General features: G+C 69.0%; 13 protein-coding genes and 1 tRNA gene. 4 read left to right on the forward strand and 10 right to left on the reverse strand.

The genetic code is table 11. From position 1 onward, the window contains the following. Positions 1–2364 (reverse strand): polyphosphate kinase 1 (ppk1, locus tag B5F79_RS06930; RefSeq protein ID WP_143786265.1); only part of this gene is annotated, 2364 nt, incomplete at its 3' end. A 208-nt stretch (positions 2365–2572) separates the two neighbouring features. Here ppk1 and argF point away from each other — a divergent pair. Then, entirely contained in the window at positions 2573–3571 is a 999-nt protein-coding gene (gene argF / locus B5F79_RS06935; protein ID WP_087219371.1) for an ornithine carbamoyltransferase, read from the forward strand. Between the two features lie 147 nt (positions 3572–3718). Next, entirely contained in the window at positions 3719–4060 is a 342-nt protein-coding gene (locus B5F79_RS06940; RefSeq protein WP_087219374.1) for a hypothetical protein, read from the forward strand. Positions 4061–4171: 111 nt separating this feature from the next. Here B5F79_RS06940 and trpS read toward each other — a convergent pair whose 3' ends face one another. Beyond that, on the reverse strand, positions 4172–5221 hold the full coding sequence (gene trpS / locus B5F79_RS06945) for a tryptophan--tRNA ligase (RefSeq protein WP_087219377.1): 1050 nt from the start codon (positions 5219–5221) through the stop codon (positions 4172–4174). Positions 5222–5373: 152 nt separating this feature from the next. Between trpS and B5F79_RS06950 the strand changes: the two genes are divergently transcribed. Then, complete coding sequence (locus B5F79_RS06950) at positions 5374–5991, forward strand: 5-formyltetrahydrofolate cyclo-ligase (protein ID WP_087219380.1); 618 nt, start codon at positions 5374–5376, stop codon at positions 5989–5991. Between the two features lie 93 nt (positions 5992–6084). On the opposite strand, the gene B5F79_RS06955 is transcribed toward B5F79_RS06950, so the two are convergent. From B5F79_RS06955 to aroF, 8 genes are all read right to left on the reverse strand, one after another. Then, entirely contained in the window at positions 6085–7038 is a 954-nt protein-coding gene (locus B5F79_RS06955; RefSeq protein WP_087219383.1) for a type II 3-dehydroquinate dehydratase, read from the reverse strand. A 211-nt stretch (positions 7039–7249) separates the two neighbouring features. After that, complete coding sequence (locus B5F79_RS06960; RefSeq protein WP_241147272.1) at positions 7250–8557, reverse strand: shikimate kinase; 1308 nt, start codon at positions 8555–8557, stop codon at positions 7250–7252. 1 nt (position 8558) lies between these two features. Continuing rightward, positions 8559–9710 (reverse strand): bifunctional chorismate mutase/prephenate dehydratase, encoded by a 1152-nt coding sequence (locus tag B5F79_RS06965; protein WP_087219386.1) that lies wholly within the window; start codon positions 9708–9710, stop codon positions 8559–8561. Positions 9711–9834: 124 nt separating this feature from the next. Beyond that, entirely contained in the window at positions 9835–10956 is a 1122-nt protein-coding gene (aroC, locus tag B5F79_RS06970; RefSeq protein ID WP_087219389.1) for a chorismate synthase, read from the reverse strand. Between the two features lie 123 nt (positions 10957–11079). Beyond that, positions 11080–12390 (reverse strand): 3-phosphoshikimate 1-carboxyvinyltransferase, encoded by a 1311-nt coding sequence (gene aroA, locus B5F79_RS06975; protein WP_087219392.1) that lies wholly within the window; start codon positions 12388–12390, stop codon positions 11080–11082. Further along, complete coding sequence (gene aroB, locus B5F79_RS06980) at positions 12387–13511, reverse strand: 3-dehydroquinate synthase (RefSeq protein WP_087219395.1); 1125 nt, start codon at positions 13509–13511, stop codon at positions 12387–12389. The genes aroA and aroB overlap by 4 nt, the downstream gene beginning before the upstream one ends. Beyond that, positions 13508–14407, reverse strand: a complete 900-nt coding sequence (locus B5F79_RS06985; RefSeq protein ID WP_087219397.1) for a prephenate dehydrogenase — start codon at positions 14405–14407, stop codon at positions 13508–13510. The genes aroB and B5F79_RS06985 overlap by 4 nt, the downstream gene beginning before the upstream one ends. Next, positions 14408–15433: a 3-deoxy-7-phosphoheptulonate synthase gene (gene aroF / locus B5F79_RS06990; protein ID WP_087219400.1), complete on the reverse strand. Its 1026-nt coding sequence runs from the start codon at positions 15431–15433 to the stop codon at positions 14408–14410. 196 nt (positions 15434–15629) lie between these two features. Here aroF and B5F79_RS06995 point away from each other — a divergent pair. After that, positions 15630–15706: transfer RNA gene (locus B5F79_RS06995), tRNA-Arg, on the forward strand. Positions 15707–15722: the final 16 nt, after the last annotated feature.

Genomic DNA, 15722 nt, shown 5'->3' on the forward strand with positions numbered 1-15722 from the left:
GGCCGGGGCGGGCTCGGGGGCCTGTGCCGGCTCGGGGACGGGCTCGGCGACGTCGGAGGGCTCGTCCTTCTCGGCAGTTTCCTCGGCGGCGAGCTCGGGAACAGACTCGGGGGCGGGCTCCACGCGCGGGGCCTTGGCCGCGGCGGCGCGCTCCTCCATGGCCTCCTTCGCGCGGAGGTAGGCCTCGCGCAGGAACTCCTCCTGGCAGTTCACGCGCGGAGCGTCCTCGGGGGAGTCCACGCGCGCCCAGGTGCCCTCGGAGGTGAGCTGGCGCGCCTTCACGTTGTCCGCGAGCTGGAGCTCGATAAAGTGGCGCACGATCTCGCAGCAAGCGGGGTCGCGCACGGGGTAGGCGATCTCCACGCGGCGCTCGGTGTTGCGCGTCATCATGTCCGCGCTCGAGAGGTAGATCGTGTCCGCGTACTCGCCGAAGGCGTAGATGCGGGCGTGCTCGAGGAAGCGCCCGGCGATCTGGCGCACCACGAGGCCGTCGGTCTTGTCCGGGACTCCCGCCTTGATGCAGCAGATGCCGCGGACCACCATGACCACCTTGACGCCGGCCTCGCAGGCCTCGGAGATCTTGTCGATGACGTCGCGGTCGGTGAGGGAGTTCATCTTGAAGAAGACGCGCGCGGGCGCCCCCTCGCGGGCGCGCGCGATCTCGCGGTCGAGTCCGCGCATGACGAGGGGCTTGAGGCCAACGGGTGCCACGCCGAGCTGGCGATAGGTGCCGCGGAGGTTGCCGAGGGAGAGGTTGCGGAAGAAGGTGTTGCCGTCCGCGCCTATGCCCTCGTCGGCGGTGAGGAGCATGAAGTCGGAGTAGAGGGTCGCGGTCTTCTCGTTGAAGTTGCCGGTGCCCAGGCACGTGATGCGTCGGATGCCGTCGTGGTCGTGATAGGTGATCTGGCAGATCTTGGAGTGGCACTTGAAGCCCTCGGAGCCGTAGATGACGGTGCAGCCGGCGTCCTCCAGGCGCTCCGCCCAGGCGATGTTGTTGGCCTCGTCAAAGCGGGCGCGCAGCTCCATGAGGACGGTCACGTCCTTGCCCGCCTCGGCGGCGCTGATGAGGCTCTCGCAGAGGTGGCTGGACTTGGCCACGCGGTAGAGCGTGATCTTGATGGAGATGCAGGCGTCGTCGGCCGAGGCCTCGCGCACGAGGCGCAAAAGCGGCGTCATGGACTCGTAGGGGTAGGTGAGAAGGACGTCATGGTCCTCCACCTGGCCGCGCATGGGAAGGGAGAGGTCCACCATCGGGGAGATCTGAGGCTCGAAGCGGCGGAACACGCAGGCGGCGTGCTCGTGGTCTGGGATGTGGGACTCGAGGCCGTAGACGTAGCCGAGGTCTATGGGCCTGTTGAGGCGGAAGACGCGGCGCGGCTCGAGGGAGAGCTCGTCGGCGATGAGGCCCTCGAGCGCCTTGCCCAGCTTGCCGCGGATCTCGAGGCGCACCGGCTGCAGGCGCTGGCGCAGCTTGAGGACCTTCTTCATGTGCTGGCGGTAGTCCTCCTCCTCCTCGACGCCCTCGCCGTCCGGGTCGATGTCGGCGTTGCGCGTGACGCGCAGCACGGCGGAGCGCTTGGGGACGTAGTCGCCGAAGCACTGGTCCAGGCAGGTCTCGAGCACGTCCTCGAGCAGGGTGTAGCGCCAGGCCTTGGGCGTGGCCGGCAGCGCAACGACGCGCTGCTCGGTGCGGGGCACCTCGATGATGCCCAGAAGGCTCGTCTCCTCCACGCCGTCGAGCGAGCACGCGACGAAGAGGCGGCCGTTCCTCAGGTTGGGGAAGGGGTGGCGCGGGTCGACGATGAGGGGGGAGATGATGGGGGCAAGGCGTCGCTCGAAGTGGTGCAGGACGGCGGCGCGGTCCTCCTCGGTGTACTCGGCGGGGGAGACGCGCACGAGCCCGTGCTGGGCGAGAAGGGCCTCGACCTCGGCGAGCCCCCTCTCGTGGCGCTCCACCAGGGAGGGCAGCGCGTCGAAGATTGCCTCGAGCTGCTCGGTGGGCGTCATGTTGGACTTGTTGTCCTTGGGCTGGTTCTTGAGCGAGGCGAGGTCGGAGAGGCCGCCCACGCGAATCATGAACCACTCGTCGAGGTTGGACTCCACGATCTCGCAGAACTTGAGTCGCTCGAACGCGGGGACCTCGGGGTCGTAGGCCTCGTCGAGGATGCGGTCATCGAAGCGCAGCCAGCTGAGCTCGCGGTTCTGCGTGTAGGAGAAGTCGCGCTCGGGCTTCCTGGGCTCGCCGTCCTTCTCGCCCGCGTACTTTGCCGCAGCCTTCTTGAGGGCCTGCTCCTTGCGGGATTCCTTGGAGTCCTTCTTGCGCGGCTCCTCCTCGAGGGAGTCCTTGGTCTTGTCCTTGCTCATCGCGAAAGCCTTTCACGAGACGGGTGCGGCCGCGGCCGCGGGGAATGTCATGACGATGATAGCAGCCGCTGACCGCGCCGCCGGGGCCCTCTTGGTTAAGGTTGTGAAAAGAGCCGGCCAAGCGGGGGCCCTCGCGGCGGGCGGACCCTGGGCGGCGTGCTACGATTCCACTTTCCCACGTATCACCAACGCGGAAAGGAGACCCCCCATGTCCGTCAGCCTCTCCGGGCGAAACTTCCTCAAGCTCCTCGACTTCACCCCCGAGGAGATCCGCTACCTGCTGGACCTCTCCGCCGACCTCAAGGCCAAGAAGCGCGCGGGTGAGGCGCACCGCTACCTCGAGGGGAAGAACGTCGCGCTCATCTTTGAGAAGACCTCCACGCGCACGCGCTGCGCCTTCGAGGTGGGGGCGGCGGACCTTGGCATGCACGCGGTCTACCTCGATCCGAGCGCCTCGCAGATCGGCAAGAAGGAGTCCATCGCGGATACCGCGCGCGTGCTCGGCCGCATGTTCGACGGCATCGAGTACCGCGGCTTTGGCCAGGAGCGCGTCGAGGAGCTCGCCGAGTACGCCGGCGTGCCCGTGTGGAACGGCCTCACCACCGAGTTCCACCCCACGCAGATGATCGCCGACGTCCTCACGATGGAGGAGGAGTTTGGCCGGGACGGCATGCGCGGGCGCAAGGTGACCTTCATGGGTGACGCGGGCAACAACGTTGGCAACTCGCTCATGGTGGTCTGCGCCAAGCTGGGCATCGACTTTACCGCGTGCGGACCTGCCGAGCAGATGCCGGACGCCGAGCTCGTGAAGACCTGCCGCGCGATAGCCGCCGAGACCGGCTCCACGATCACGCTCACGGCAGACGTCGCCGAGGGCGCGACCGGCGCGAGCGTCATCTACACGGACATCTGGGTCTCCATGGGCGAGTCCTCCGACCTCTGGGGCGAGCGCATCCGCCTTCTCTCCCCGTACCAGGTCAACGCCGAGCTCATGGCGCGCGCGGAGGACGACGCGATCTTCATGCACTGCCTGCCGAGCTTCCACGACCGCAAGACCACCATCGGCGAGGAGGTCTACCAGAAGTTTGGCCTGGCCGAGCTCGAGGTAACCGACGAGGTCTTCGAGGGCCCGCGCAGCCGCGTCTTCGACGAGGCGGAGAACCGCCTGCACAGCATTAAGGCCGTCATGTACGCGACGCTGAGGTAGGTTCCTGACGGCCCCGCCCGGGACCTCCGCCGGAGCGGGGCCGCTTATCGACCGGGGGGGGGACGCTCGCCGACCTCGCGGTATCTGGCCTCTGGGCTGCCCCGCTAACGGGTACCCCTAGACTAACGACATATCGAGGAGGCCCCCATGAATGCACTCGCTATCTTTCGTGGGCGCATGAAGCGCGCCGCCCTTGCTGCCGCCGTCATCGCGGCGGCCCTTCTCGCCGCGAGCTTTGTCTTGACCGGGGTCGCATGCAGCGAGTGCGCCCGTGCAATGAGCTCCTTTGACGCCCTGGCCTCCTACGGGACCGCAGAGCCTTTTCTGACGGCGACGTTTGCCGAGGCAGAGCTTGCTGCCACCCATAGCATCGCGTTCCCCCTGCTCGTCCTGGGACTCGTATCGACGCTGGTGTCCCTCATCTGCACGACGCTCTGCCTGGTGGCGGACCTGCTGCAGGCCCACGAGTCCTCTGACGGTGAGAAGTAGCGAGAATAACAGAGGGGGCGATAAGGTCCGCCGCGAGTTCTGCAGCGCGCGTCCTTTGCGCGCGAAGCTGTCTGAGCGCCGGACCTTATCGCCCCCGAGGGGGTTCGAAGCCTAGTACACCATCCCCATGGCCTCGCGGACCTCGTCGAGCGTGGCCGCGGCGATCTCGCGGGCGCGGCGGTTGCCCTCGTGCAGGACGTCGGCCACGTAGCCCATGTCCTTCTCGATTTCTGCGCGGCGCTCGCGGATGGGGGCGAAGTAGGTATTCACGGCCTCGGTGACGTAGCGCTTGAGCTGGCCGGCGCCGCCCATGCCGATCTCCTCGGCGATCTCGCGCGGGTCGCGCCCGGTGCAGATGCCAGCCGTGGTGAGAAGGCCGGAGATCTCCGGGCGGTTGTCGGGGTCGAAGGTGATGTTGCGCTCGGAGTCGCTCTTGGACTTCTTGATGAGCTTGGCTGTCTCCTCCGCCGTCATGGAGATGGAGATCGCGTTGCCGTAGGACTTGCTCATCTTGCGCCCGTCGAGGCCGGGGAGCAGGGGCGTGGAGGTGAGCAGGCCCGTGACGTCCGGGAAGACATGGCCGTAGCGCTCGTTGAAGCGGCGGGCTATCTTGGAGGTTATCTCGATGTGCGGCAGCTGGTCACGGCCGACGGGCACGATGTTGCCCTTGCAGAAGAGGATGTCGCAGGCCTGGTGCACGGGGTAGGTGAGGAGAAGCCCCGTGAGCGCGTGGCCGGAGGCCTCCTGCTCGGCCTTGACGGTGGGGTTGCGCTCCATCTCCGCCTCGGTCACGAGGGAGAGGAAGGGGAGCATGAGCTGGTTGAGCTCGGGCACCGCCGAGTGCGTGAAGATCATCGTCTTTGCCGGGTCGATCCCGCAGGCCAGGTAGTCGATGACCATGTTGTAGACGTTGTCGCGGATGTGCTCGGTGGTGTCCCTGTCCGTGATGACCTGGTAGTCGGCGATGATGATGTTGGTGCGGACGCCCATGTCCTGCAGGCGCACGCGGTCTACGAGCGTGCCGAAGTAGTGGCCCAGGTGGAGGCGGCCCGTCGGGCGATCCCCCGTGAGCATGGTGTACTTTCCGGGGTTGACGAGAAGGTCCGCGTGGACCTCGTCGCTCCTGCGCTTTGCAGCCTCGTAGCTTCCCTCGTTGGGCATGGTGACTCCCGTCTCGCGCGCCGTCGCTTCTCGCGCGCGTCAATTGCCGTGCGAACGGTCTCCCATGGTACGGCAAACGGCTCCCGGATTGGGACCGGGCGGCCCAAAACACTGATAGAATGAACCCACGACACGCGTGAGGGGAGTCTCAAGTGGCAAGCTCATATGGAACAGACGCTGACAAGAGCTCCCTCAGAAGCAACTACCTTGCCGTTCGCGCCACCATCACCCCGGAGAACAAGGATCTCTCGGACGCCGCGATCTTCTCCCAGCTCTATGAGTTCCCCATCTTCGACGATGCCCGGCTCGTGCTCTCCTACGTCTCATTTGGGCCCGAGGTGGACACCCGCATCCTGATAGACGGGCTCCTGGTGGAGGGCCGCCGCGTCGCGGTCCCGCGCGTCAACAGGGCGGCGCACGCGATGGCGTTTCACGAGATAGCCTCGCTCGACGAGCTTGAGCCCGGGACCATGGGCATTCTCGAGCCAGCTCCCGACGTCCCTGCCGTGTCCGTGAGGGAGATGGTCGGGTCCGTCTGCCTGGTGCCGGGCCTCGTCTTTGACGGCGCCGGCCATCGCGTGGGATACGGTGGGGGCTACTACGACCGCTTCCTCGCGTTCTACCCGGGGGACAAGATCGGCCTCGCGCGCACCACGATGCTCTCCTCCAACCCGCTCCCGACGGACGGCCTCGACGTTCCCGTCGACTTCATTGCCCACGAGAACGGCGTGTGGAACTGCCGCGGCAGCTGGCCTACGCGTGGCGCGTGAGGTTTGACTGCTGACCAGCTCGACTCCTCGGGTTTGGGTGGAGGCGCTGCGCCCAAGGTGACGTGACCGTTTGACGCCCCGCGGGTCCCGTCGCTAGAGCCCCACGTGCGCCGCGAGGTCGAAGATCGCCCTGCGATAGCCCTCGATGCCCTCTCCGCTGATGGTCTCGAAGCAGGCGGCACGGATGTAGGAGACCTGACGGAAGTCCTCGCGGTCCTCGAGCTTTGAGATGTGGACCTCCACGATGGGCAGACCGACGGCCTTGGCGGCGTCGAGAAGCGCGATCGAGGTGTGGGTGTAGGCGCCGGGGTTGATGACGATCCCGGCATAGCTGCCGTACGCGTCCTGGATGGCGTCGATGAGGTCGCCCTCGTGGTTCGACTGGAAGCACGTGCAGTCGTCGAAGCCGGCGTCCGTCGCGGCCTCCTGGCAGGTGCGCAGCAGCGTCTGGTAGGTGTCGTGGCCGTAGATGTCCGGCTCGCGGATGCCGAGCATGTTGATGTTGGGGCCGTTGATCACAAGGACCCGCGTTGGGGCGTCGCTGTCGTCCTCCGCCTCCGCGAGGTCGTCCGCGGGCAGCGGGTCGGGGGAGTCTGCGATGTCATCGCCGGCGGGGAGCTCGTGAAGCAGGCTGATGAGCTCGTCAACGGAGTCCGTGGCCTCGGCGGCGGGCTCAAAGGAGCCGTCTTCCTCGCTCTGGGAGAGCGCCGCGTCACGGAGCGGGTTGGGCGTGATGTGGACGTGAAGGGGCGCGGGCTGGGCCATGGGGCCCGAGAAGGCGTCCTCGTCCGAGTCTATGCCGGTTATGCTGGCGATGGCCTCGTGCACGGCCTCGACCTTCCCGGGGCCAAAGACGACCTCGATGCCGTTGGCGCCGCGCTTGACGAAGCCGAGGACCCCTCGGGCGGATGAGAGCTGCTCGGTGTTCACGAGCGAGGGGTCGCTCGTGAGGAGCCTGAGGCGAGTCATGCAGATGTCGTTCGCCGTGACGTTGTCCTTGCCGCCCACTGCCGCGAGGACTTCCTCCGCGATCTGCTGCCTGTCCACTTCGCGATCCTTCCCGTCGTCGAATCGCGAGCAAGAGCCCCGTCTCTTCTCACCACCAGCACGACAACACGTTATCTACCTGAAGAGTATACGGGGCGGCAGCTCAAAGGCCCGGCCAGTCCGGCGAGCGGTGCCGCAGACGGCGGTGGCCTTCACAAAAGGCACTCTTCCGCCCCGGGCACGTCGCGCGTCGCCACCTCGGCCCCGTGTCTTACAGCCCCAGCAGCTCCCGGGCGAGCGCGGCGTCACCCTCCGCGGAGCCCGTGCAGGCCACGGTGACGTCCGCCCACGACCGGTAGAGCCCCATACGCTCCCGGGCCACCCGCTCGATCCCCTTTGCCTGCGAGACCGGCCTCCCTGCGTCGGAGAGCTCCCCGACCGGCCGGTCTAGAAAGACGATGGCGCCGTTCTGGTGGAGCAGGGGATAGTTGCGCTCTCGGGTGACGACCCCGCCGCCGCAGGCGATCACCAGTCCCGAGCGGCCCCCGTAGATGCCGGTGACGCGCGTCTCCTCCTCGCGGAAGGCGTCCTCTCCGTCCTCTTGTATGATCTGGGCGGGCGTCCTGCCGCACTCGAGCTCTATCGCCTCGTCAAGGTCCACGAAGGGCCGTCCCAGATCGCGGGCGAGCAGTCTGCCGCAGGTGGTCTTGCCGGCTCCCGGCATCCCCACGAGCACGACGTTCTGCGTCCGGGAGGCGATCTCCCGCTCGATCGTGGGCACGAGCGCGTCGTCGAGCTCGCGCCCCTGGAAGAGCTCGCTCGCGTAGAGGGCCTGCGCCACGAGCATGGGGAGGCCGGACTCGCTGGGGAGCCCCAGGCGCTCGGCCGCCATGCAGATGCCCGTGCGGCACGGGTTGTAGACCACGTCGAGCACGCCGCGAAGGCCCGTAAGGCTCGCCAGCGTCTCGTCGCCCACCGGGCTCGCCGGGCAGGCGGGGAACATCCCCACCGGCGTGGTGTTGACGAGAAGGACGGCGTCACCGTGGCGCTCCGCGAGGGTCTCGTAGGTGTCCTCGCCGCTGCGCGAGATGACGCGGGGGACGGCGCCCGCGACCTCGGAGAGCGCGTACGAGACGGCCTGGCTCGCGCCGCCCGAGCCCAGGACGAGCACCTTCCGGCCGCCCAGGGCGTCTCGCGCGGACTCGCCCAGGCGGTCGCGGCAGAAGCGCGCGAGCATCCAGGCAAAGCCGAGCACGTCGGTGTTCTCAGCCACGATGCGGCCGACCCCGTCTCGAACGAGGGTGTTGGCCGCCCCCAGGCGCTCCACGGCGGGGGAGCGGACGTCCGCGAGGCGCGCGGCGTCGCGCTTGTACGGGATGGTGACGTTGAGGCCGCGCCAGGAGCCCTCGCGCACGAGCGTCTTCACGTCCTCGGGCTCGCGCTCCACGAGCTCGTAGGGGGAGGAGCCCAGCCGCTCGTGAATCTGCGGCGACCAGCTGTGCCCGAGACGCCTTCCCAGAAGGCCGTAGGGGGCCGTCATGGGGCGGGGGGCAGCTGCGGGACCGTTCTTCTCGGCCACGCTAGATCACCTCCGCGTAGGAGCCCAGGTAGCGGCACTCCTGGCAGAGGCTGCCTATGGAGGACATGAGGGCGGAGAACTCCGGCGCGGCGACGGGGCACTCGATGTCGAAGTAGAAGCGGAACTCGAAGTCGCGCTCGGGTATGGGGCGGCTCTCCAGCTTGAGGAGGTTGATGTCCAGCGCGTAGAACTTGGCGAGCAGCTTGTAGAGGGTGCCGGGCTCGTGGGGCAGCACGATCATGAGGGAGGTGCGGTCCGCCCCGGGGTAGATCCTGAGGTCCCGGGAGATGCAGGCGAAGCGCGTGTAGTTGTTGTCATGGTCCTGCGCGTCGGCCACCAGCACGTCGAGGTCGTAGAGGTCGGCGCAGGACCTGGAGGAGAGCGCGGCCACGTCCGTGCGGCCCGACTCCGCAACGCGCTTGGCCGCGACCGCGGTGTTCTCGCACACGTGCACGCGCACGTCCGGCAGGCCCGAGAGGAACTCCGCGCACTGGCCTATGGCCTGCTCGTGGCTGTAGATGTCGCGTATGCCCTCGATGGTGGCGCCGCGGCGGGCAAGGAGGTTGTGCTCCACCTTCACGCGCGTGGTGCGAACCACGTAGAAGGAGTGCTCGACCATGAGGTCGAACATCTGGTTGACCGAGCCCGCGGTGGAGTTCTCGAGCGGCAGGACGCCGAACTCCGCGAGCCCCTGCTCCACGGTGCGGAAGACGGCGTCGAACGAGGGGGCGTAGGCGATCTGCGGGCGCCTGAAGAACTTCTCCGCCGCCATCTGCGAGTAGGCGCCCTCGACGCCCTGGCAGCACACGCGCGCGGAGCGCGGGAAGAGCTCAGGCGTTGAGGCGCGGGCGGCGTCTATGCGCGCGAGCACGGGGTCCTTCTCGACGTCCCCCAGAAGGGCGTGCTGGCGGGAGCGCGAGGCCTCCATGAGGAGCTCCATGAGCACCTGAGCGTAGGTCGCCAGGTCCTCCGGGGCGGCCGCGGCGGCGGAGGCCACCTTCTGGCGCTCCCGGGCGGGGTCGAAGACGCGCAGGCCGTGTTCGCGCTTGTAGGCAGCGACGCGCTCGGAGACGCGGGCGCGCTCGGCAAAGAGCGAGAAGATCTGGCTGTCGATCTGGTCTATCTGCTGTCTAAGCTCTCCGAGCTCCGGCATGTGCGACTCCTTCTTGGTTTCCGACGGTTCGATCTTATGATGGTGCCTTGCCTGCCTGCCAGCTTGCGCCCCCGACTTTTGAGGCCTCAAAGGTCGAGGCCGGCGAGAAGGGCGCGCGTGTGCGCTACTGCGGGTCCGCGGGCCAGGCCAGGAGCGCGTCCGCGACGCCCAGCGCGCAGACGGCCTCCACCACGGGCACCGCGCGGATCACGGCGGTGGTGTCGTGCCTGCCGTGGACCCTCAGCGTGGCGGGCTCCATGCTCGTGAGGTCGACGGAGGGCTGGTCAACCATGACGCTGGAGATGGGCTTGAAGGCGCAGCGCACGAGGAGGGGCGCCCCGGTGGTGATGCCGCCGAGGATGCCGCCGGCGTTGTTGGTCGCAGGGACGCAGCGTCCGTCGCGCACCTCATAGGGGTCGTTGTTCTGCGTCCCGCGCAGGCGTGCCGCCTCAAAGCCCCGACCGAACTCGACTCCCTTCACCGATGGGATGCCAAAGAGGGCGCGTGCGAGCACGTTCTCCATCCCGTCGAACATGGGGGAGCCTGCGCCGGCGGGGATGCCCGTTGCGGCGCACTCCACGATGCCGCCCACGGTATCCCTCTGGGCGCGTGCCGACATCACGGCCTCGACCATCCGCTCGCCGGCGGCGGCGTCGATCGCGGGCATGCGGCGGCCATCCGCGAGCGCGCCCATCTGCTCGGCGAGCCTGGCGTTTGCCGCGGGGGAGTTGTCAAGAGCGGCGAGGGGCTCGTCCACGATCCCGGCGAGCTCTGCCACATGGGCGGCCACGCGAATGCCCCCGCTCTCGAGCCACTGGAGGGCAAGCCCGCCGGCGACGCAGAGCGGGCCGGTGAGCCTGCCCGAGAAGTGCCCGCCTCCGGGGACGTCCTGTGCGCCGTGCCACTTGGCCCACGCAGCGAAGTCGGCGTGCCCGGGGCGCGGCACGGAGAGGATGTTTCCGTAGTCGCCGGAGCGCGTGTTGGTGTTCTCTATGACGGCGGCGAGCGGCGCGCCGCAGGTCTCGCCGTTGGGGTTGAGGCCGGAGACGATGCGGGGGACGTCCGGCTCCTTGCGCGGGGTGCCCCAGGGATCGTTGCCCGGAGCCCGTCGCGCGACGAAGGCGGTGAGCGCCTCGAGATCGACCCTCATGCCGGCGGGCAGGCCCTCGACCACGCATCCCACGGCAGGGGAGTGCGACTGCCCGAAGACGGTCACTTTGAGCGCGGTTCCCATGCTTGAAGGCATGCTGCTCCTTTCTGTTGCACAAAGCGGCACAAAGCGGGACGTGCCTGCTCTGTGCAGATTCTTGCACGTTTGGGGACGTGCCTAAAATGTGCAGATATTTGCACGTTTCAGGCACGTCCCGTTTTAGGCGAGGACGTGGCCGCCGAGGGAGGCGAAGTCCTCGAAGAAGGCCGGGTAGGACTTGGAGACGCACTCCGCGCCCTCGATGGTGACGGTCCCGGCGCAGCGGGTGGAGAGGACCGCCGCCATCATGGCGATGCGGTGATCGTTCGCGGCGTCCACGACGCCGCCCGCGAGCTCCGGGACGCCCTCCACGAGCAGGCCGTCCTCCGTCGCCCGCGCCCTCCCGCCGAGCGCGCGGATCGCAGCGGAGACGGTCTCGAGGCGGTCGGACTCCTTGAGGCGCAGGCGCGCCGCCCCCGTGAAGGCGGTCGTGCCCTCGGCGACGGCGGCCACCGCGGCGAGGGGAGGCACGAGGTCCGGGCAGGCGCTGACGTCGATGGTGCGCCCCGCCAGCCGGTCGGTCACGCAGCCGGCGCCGTCAGCTGAGCGCAGGACGCGTGCGCCGAGAAGGGCAAGCGCCGCAAGGACCTGACGGTCCCCCTGCGGGCTTCGCGCGTCGAGCCCCGTGACCGCCACGCCCTGCTCGCGGCCGCAGATGGCCCCGGCGGCGAGCCAGAAGGCCGCGTTGGACCAGTCCCCGCCCACGCGGACCGTGCCGGGGGAGACGAGCCCGGCAGGCGCCGAGCAGGCAAAGGAGCGGGCGGGCGATCCCTCGGGCGTCTGAACGCGGCCCTCGGTCACCTTCGCGCCAAAGCGCCGGAGCGCGGCGACGGTGATGTCTATGTAGGGGCGGGACTCCACGGGCTCGGTCACCACGACCTCGACGGGCTCGCCCATGAGGGGCGCCGCCAGGAGAAGGCCGCTCACGTACTGCGAGGACACGTTCCCGGGTAGGGAGAAGCGTCCCGGCAGGAGCGTCCCGCTCACGCGCAGCGGGACCTCGCCCTGGGGAGAGAGCGCTGCCCCGTGCCCGACGAGCTCCTCGTAGAGAGGGGAGAGCGGCCGCTGCGGAAGCCTGCCGTGCGCCGTTATGCTCGCGGTGCGCCCCAGCGCGGCCACCACGGGGAGCAGAAACCTCAGCGTGGAGCCGGACTCCCCGCAGTCGAGCGCCGCTTCTGGTTGGTCGTCGGGGCGGCTCTCCTTCGCGGGCACGGGGGTCACGCGGAAGCCCAGCCTCGTGCGCGCGACACCTGCGCCGAGAGACTCGAGGCAGGAGATGGTGGCGTCGATGTCGTCCGAGGTGGTGGTGCAGTCCACGTTGTTGGTCCCGGAGGCAAGCGCGGCGCAGATAAGCAGGCGGTGCGCCTCGGACTTGGAGGACGGCGCCTCGACTGCCCCCGAGAGGCGCGCGGGTTCTATGACGGCCCTCATGAGGCCGCCCCCGTCATCTCGAGGCCGGCGTCAAGGAGCTCGCGCATCTCGGCGAGCGACACGCGCCGCACCTCCGCGCGCCCGACCTCGGCCGGCACAGCGAGGTTCACGCCGTCGCCGTGGCGCTTCTTGTCGTGCGCGAGGAAGCCCATGAGGACGTCCGCCGGAAGGTCGGTCGTGACGGGCAGGCCGTGCGCTCGGACGCAGCGCTCGATGCGCCTGCGGGTCTCCCCGGAGCACCAGCCGCGGCTCTCCGAGGCGCGGGCCACGATGCAGAGCCCCGCGGCCACGCACGTGCCGTGGCCCAGCGCAAAGTCGCTCGCGGCCTCTATGGCATGCCCCACGGTGTGGCCAAGGTTGAGCGTCTGCCTGAGCCCGCGCTCCCGCTCGTCCGCCTCCACCACGTCGCGCTTGATCTCTATGTTTCTCGCGACGATCGCGGCGACCTCGTCGGCGGAGGCGCCCGGCGCGTTGAGCGGGCTCACGGTCAGCCTGTCCAGGAGCTCGCCGTCTGCCAGGACCGCGTGCTTGACCACCTCTCCGCAGGAGTCCGTGAGGAGCTCGGGCGAGACCGTCTCGAGGCAGCTCACGTCCGCAACCACTGCCGAGGGCTGCCAGAAGGCGCCCACGAGGTTCTTGCCTGCCGCGATGTCCACGGCGGTCTTTCCGCCCACCGAGGAGTCGACCATGGCAAGGAGCGAGGTCGGTGCCTGCACCACGCGAATCCCGCGCAGGTAGAGGGCGGCGGCAAGGCCCGCCATGTCACCCGTGACGCCGCCCCCCAGCGCCACCACGACATCGTCGCGCGTGAGTCCGCGCTCCGCGAGGCCCTCGAGGATGCCCCCGAGCGTCCCGAGCCCCTTGTGCGCCTCGCCGGCGGGAAAGACGATCCTCGGCGCCACGCCCATTCCCGCGGCCGAGAGCGAGGCCTCGGCGGCGTCCGCGTAGAGGGGCGCCACGTTGGTCTCGCTCACCACGCAGACGCGAGCGTCCCCCGCGACGCTGCGGGTGACCTCGCCGAGAAGGGCGAGGGCCCCGGGCCCCACCAGCACGTCGTAGGCGCGCGAGGCGGCGCCCACGTGGACGTTGATAATCTCGTGGTTCTTCTCGCCGGACGTCATCTTCCCTCGACCTCCCGCTTGATCCTGTCGCCCTCCGCAAGGAGCGCCTGGAGCCGCTCCGCGTCGCGAGCGTCTATGGCGTCCTTGTATGCCTGCAGGCTGGCGATGATGGTCCCGATCTCCTCGGACAGGAAGTCGGCGTTGTCGAGGAAGAGCTCGGTCCACATGGGCGCGTTGAGGCGCGCCACGCGCGTGAGGTCGCGGTAGGAGCCGGCCGAGAAGCCCCGGTGCTCGCGGGCCGTGGGGCTCTTGACGTAGGCGTTTGAGACCACGTGCGCGAGCTGAGAGGTGAAGGCGATGATGCGGTCGTGCTCCTCCGCCGTGGCCAGCGTGAAGCTGCCGAACTCGCAGGGTGCGAGGAGCTCCTTCAGGCGCTCGAGCACGTCCGCGCGGGCGAGGTCGCCCATCCGGGGCGGGACCACGACCATGGGGGCGCCGCGGAACATGGTGGCGCGGGCGCGGGCGAAGCCGGAGAACTGGGTGCCCGCCATGGGGTGGCACCCCACGAAGGTGAAGGGGAGCCCCTCGCAGATCTTCTCGCAGCGCTCGCAGATGGCGCGCTTCACGCCCACGGCGTCGATGACGATGGCGCCCGGGGAGACGAGGTGCGCGTAGCGCTCGAGCCACTCGACGGTGGAGGCGGGGTAGCCCGCGAGCACGATGAGCTCGCAGGTGGGGACCGTGGACTCGTCGAGCTCTCCGGTGACGGTCTCGATCATGGCGAGCTCAAGGGTGGAGCGCGTGCGGTTCCAGGCGAAGACCTCCGCGCCGGCGGCGGCGAAGGCCTTGGCGAAGGAGCCGCCCATGAGCCCCAGGCTCACCACGCCGCGACGCCCGGGGACGAAGGTCGCCTCCGGCGCGACGCTCTTCTCGCCAGTCGCGTTCTCGACAGCCATCTACGCCTCCTCGATCTCTGCCGTCACGGCCTCGCGGATGAGGGCGATGCGGCGCATGGCGTCGGTGAACTGCTCCGGCGTGAGCGCCTGCGCACCGTCCGACCACGCCCTGCTGGGGCAGTCGTGGACCTCGATCTCCAGGCCGTCGGCGCCCGCGGCGGTTGCGGCGTAGGCGGCGGAGCGCACGTATCGCGTGTAGCCGGTGGAGTGGCTGGGGTCGGCGATGACGGGGAGATGCGTGAGGTGCTTGAGCACCGGCACGGCGTTGACGTCGAAGGTGTTGCGCGTGCGCGTCTCGAAGGTGCGGATGCCGCGCTCGCAGAGCATGACGTTGGCGTTGCCCTCGCTCATGACGTACTCGGCTCCCAGGACGAGCTCGTCTATGGTCTCGGACATGCCGCGCTTGAGGAGGACGGGCGTGGAGGTCTGGCCCACCTCCCTGAGAAGGGCGAAGTTCTGGGCGTTGCGCGCGCCGATCTGCAGGACGTCAACGCCCTTCTCCACGAAGAGCTCAACGTCGCGCGGGTCCATGACCTCGGTCACGACGGGCATGCCCAGTTCGGCACCCGCCTCGAGAAGAAGGTCGAGGCCCTTCTCTCCCATGCCCTGGTAGGCGTAGGGGGAGGTGCGGGGCTTGAAGGCGCCCCCGCGCAGCATGGTGGCGCCGGCGGTCCTGACGGCGCGCGCGATGGTGACGAGGTTCTCGCCCTCGACGGAGCACGGGCCCGCGATGACCTGGAAGTGGCCCCCGCCCACGAGCACCCCGTGGCCGCAGTCCACGACGGTGTCCTCCGGGTGGAACTTGCGGTTGGCGAGCTTGAACGGCTCCGAGACGCGCTGGACGCGCTCGACGATGTCCATGCTCTCCAGGATGAAGGGGTCGATCTGCGTGGTGTCGCCGATGATGCCGACGAGCGTCTCGTGGTCGCCCTGCGAGACGTTGGTCCTGAATCCGCGGTCCTCGATCCACTTGACAAAGAGGTCGAGCTGCTCGGTCGTGGCCGAGTCCCTGACTACTGCTATCATGCGGGCCTCCCCGGGTCCGATGGGCGTCCAGAAATGCCCGGTATCATAGCACGGGGGTGTGTCCTGCTGGTTACGGTCGTGGGCGCGTCCTGACGTTCTGGACGAGAAGAACGTCTGCTCGGACCCAGGACCCGATGCCTGCCCGGGGCGCCCGGGGTGCGCCGCGCCGCGACATGCGCTATACTCTGCTGCGCACGCGCCCATAGCTCAGTGGATTAGAGCGTCTGCCTCCGGAGCAGAAGGTCGTGGGTTCGAATCCCCCTGGGCGCACCACGCAAGACGTGTCGGC

It is taken from the genome of Olsenella sp. An285, assembly GCF_002159625.1.
Taxonomy (GTDB): Bacteria; Actinomycetota; Coriobacteriia; order Coriobacteriales; family Atopobiaceae; genus Thermophilibacter; species Thermophilibacter avicola.

Coding starts and splice junctions, on each gene's coding strand:
- B5F79_RS06940 (WP_087219374.1), top strand. CDS start 3,719: ATGAATGCACTCGCTATCTTTCGTGGGCGCATGAAGCGCGCCGCCCTT.
- aroF (WP_087219400.1), bottom strand. CDS start 15,433: ATGATAGCAGTAGTCAGGGACTCGGCCACGACCGAGCAGCTCGACCTC.
- B5F79_RS06985 (WP_087219397.1), bottom strand. CDS start 14,407: ATGGCTGTCGAGAACGCGACTGGCGAGAAGAGCGTCGCGCCGGAGGCG.
- B5F79_RS06965 (WP_087219386.1), bottom strand. CDS start 9,710: ATGCCGGAGCTCGGAGAGCTTAGACAGCAGATAGACCAGATCGACAGC.
- aroA (WP_087219392.1), bottom strand. CDS start 12,390: ATGAGGGCCGTCATAGAACCCGCGCGCCTCTCGGGGGCAGTCGAGGCG.
- aroC (WP_087219389.1), bottom strand. CDS start 10,956: ATGCCTTCAAGCATGGGAACCGCGCTCAAAGTGACCGTCTTCGGGCAG.
- aroB (WP_087219395.1), bottom strand. CDS start 13,511: ATGACGTCCGGCGAGAAGAACCACGAGATTATCAACGTCCACGTGGGC.
- argF (WP_087219371.1), top strand. CDS start 2,573: ATGTCCGTCAGCCTCTCCGGGCGAAACTTCCTCAAGCTCCTCGACTTC.
- trpS (WP_087219377.1), bottom strand. CDS start 5,221: ATGCCCAACGAGGGAAGCTACGAGGCTGCAAAGCGCAGGAGCGACGAG.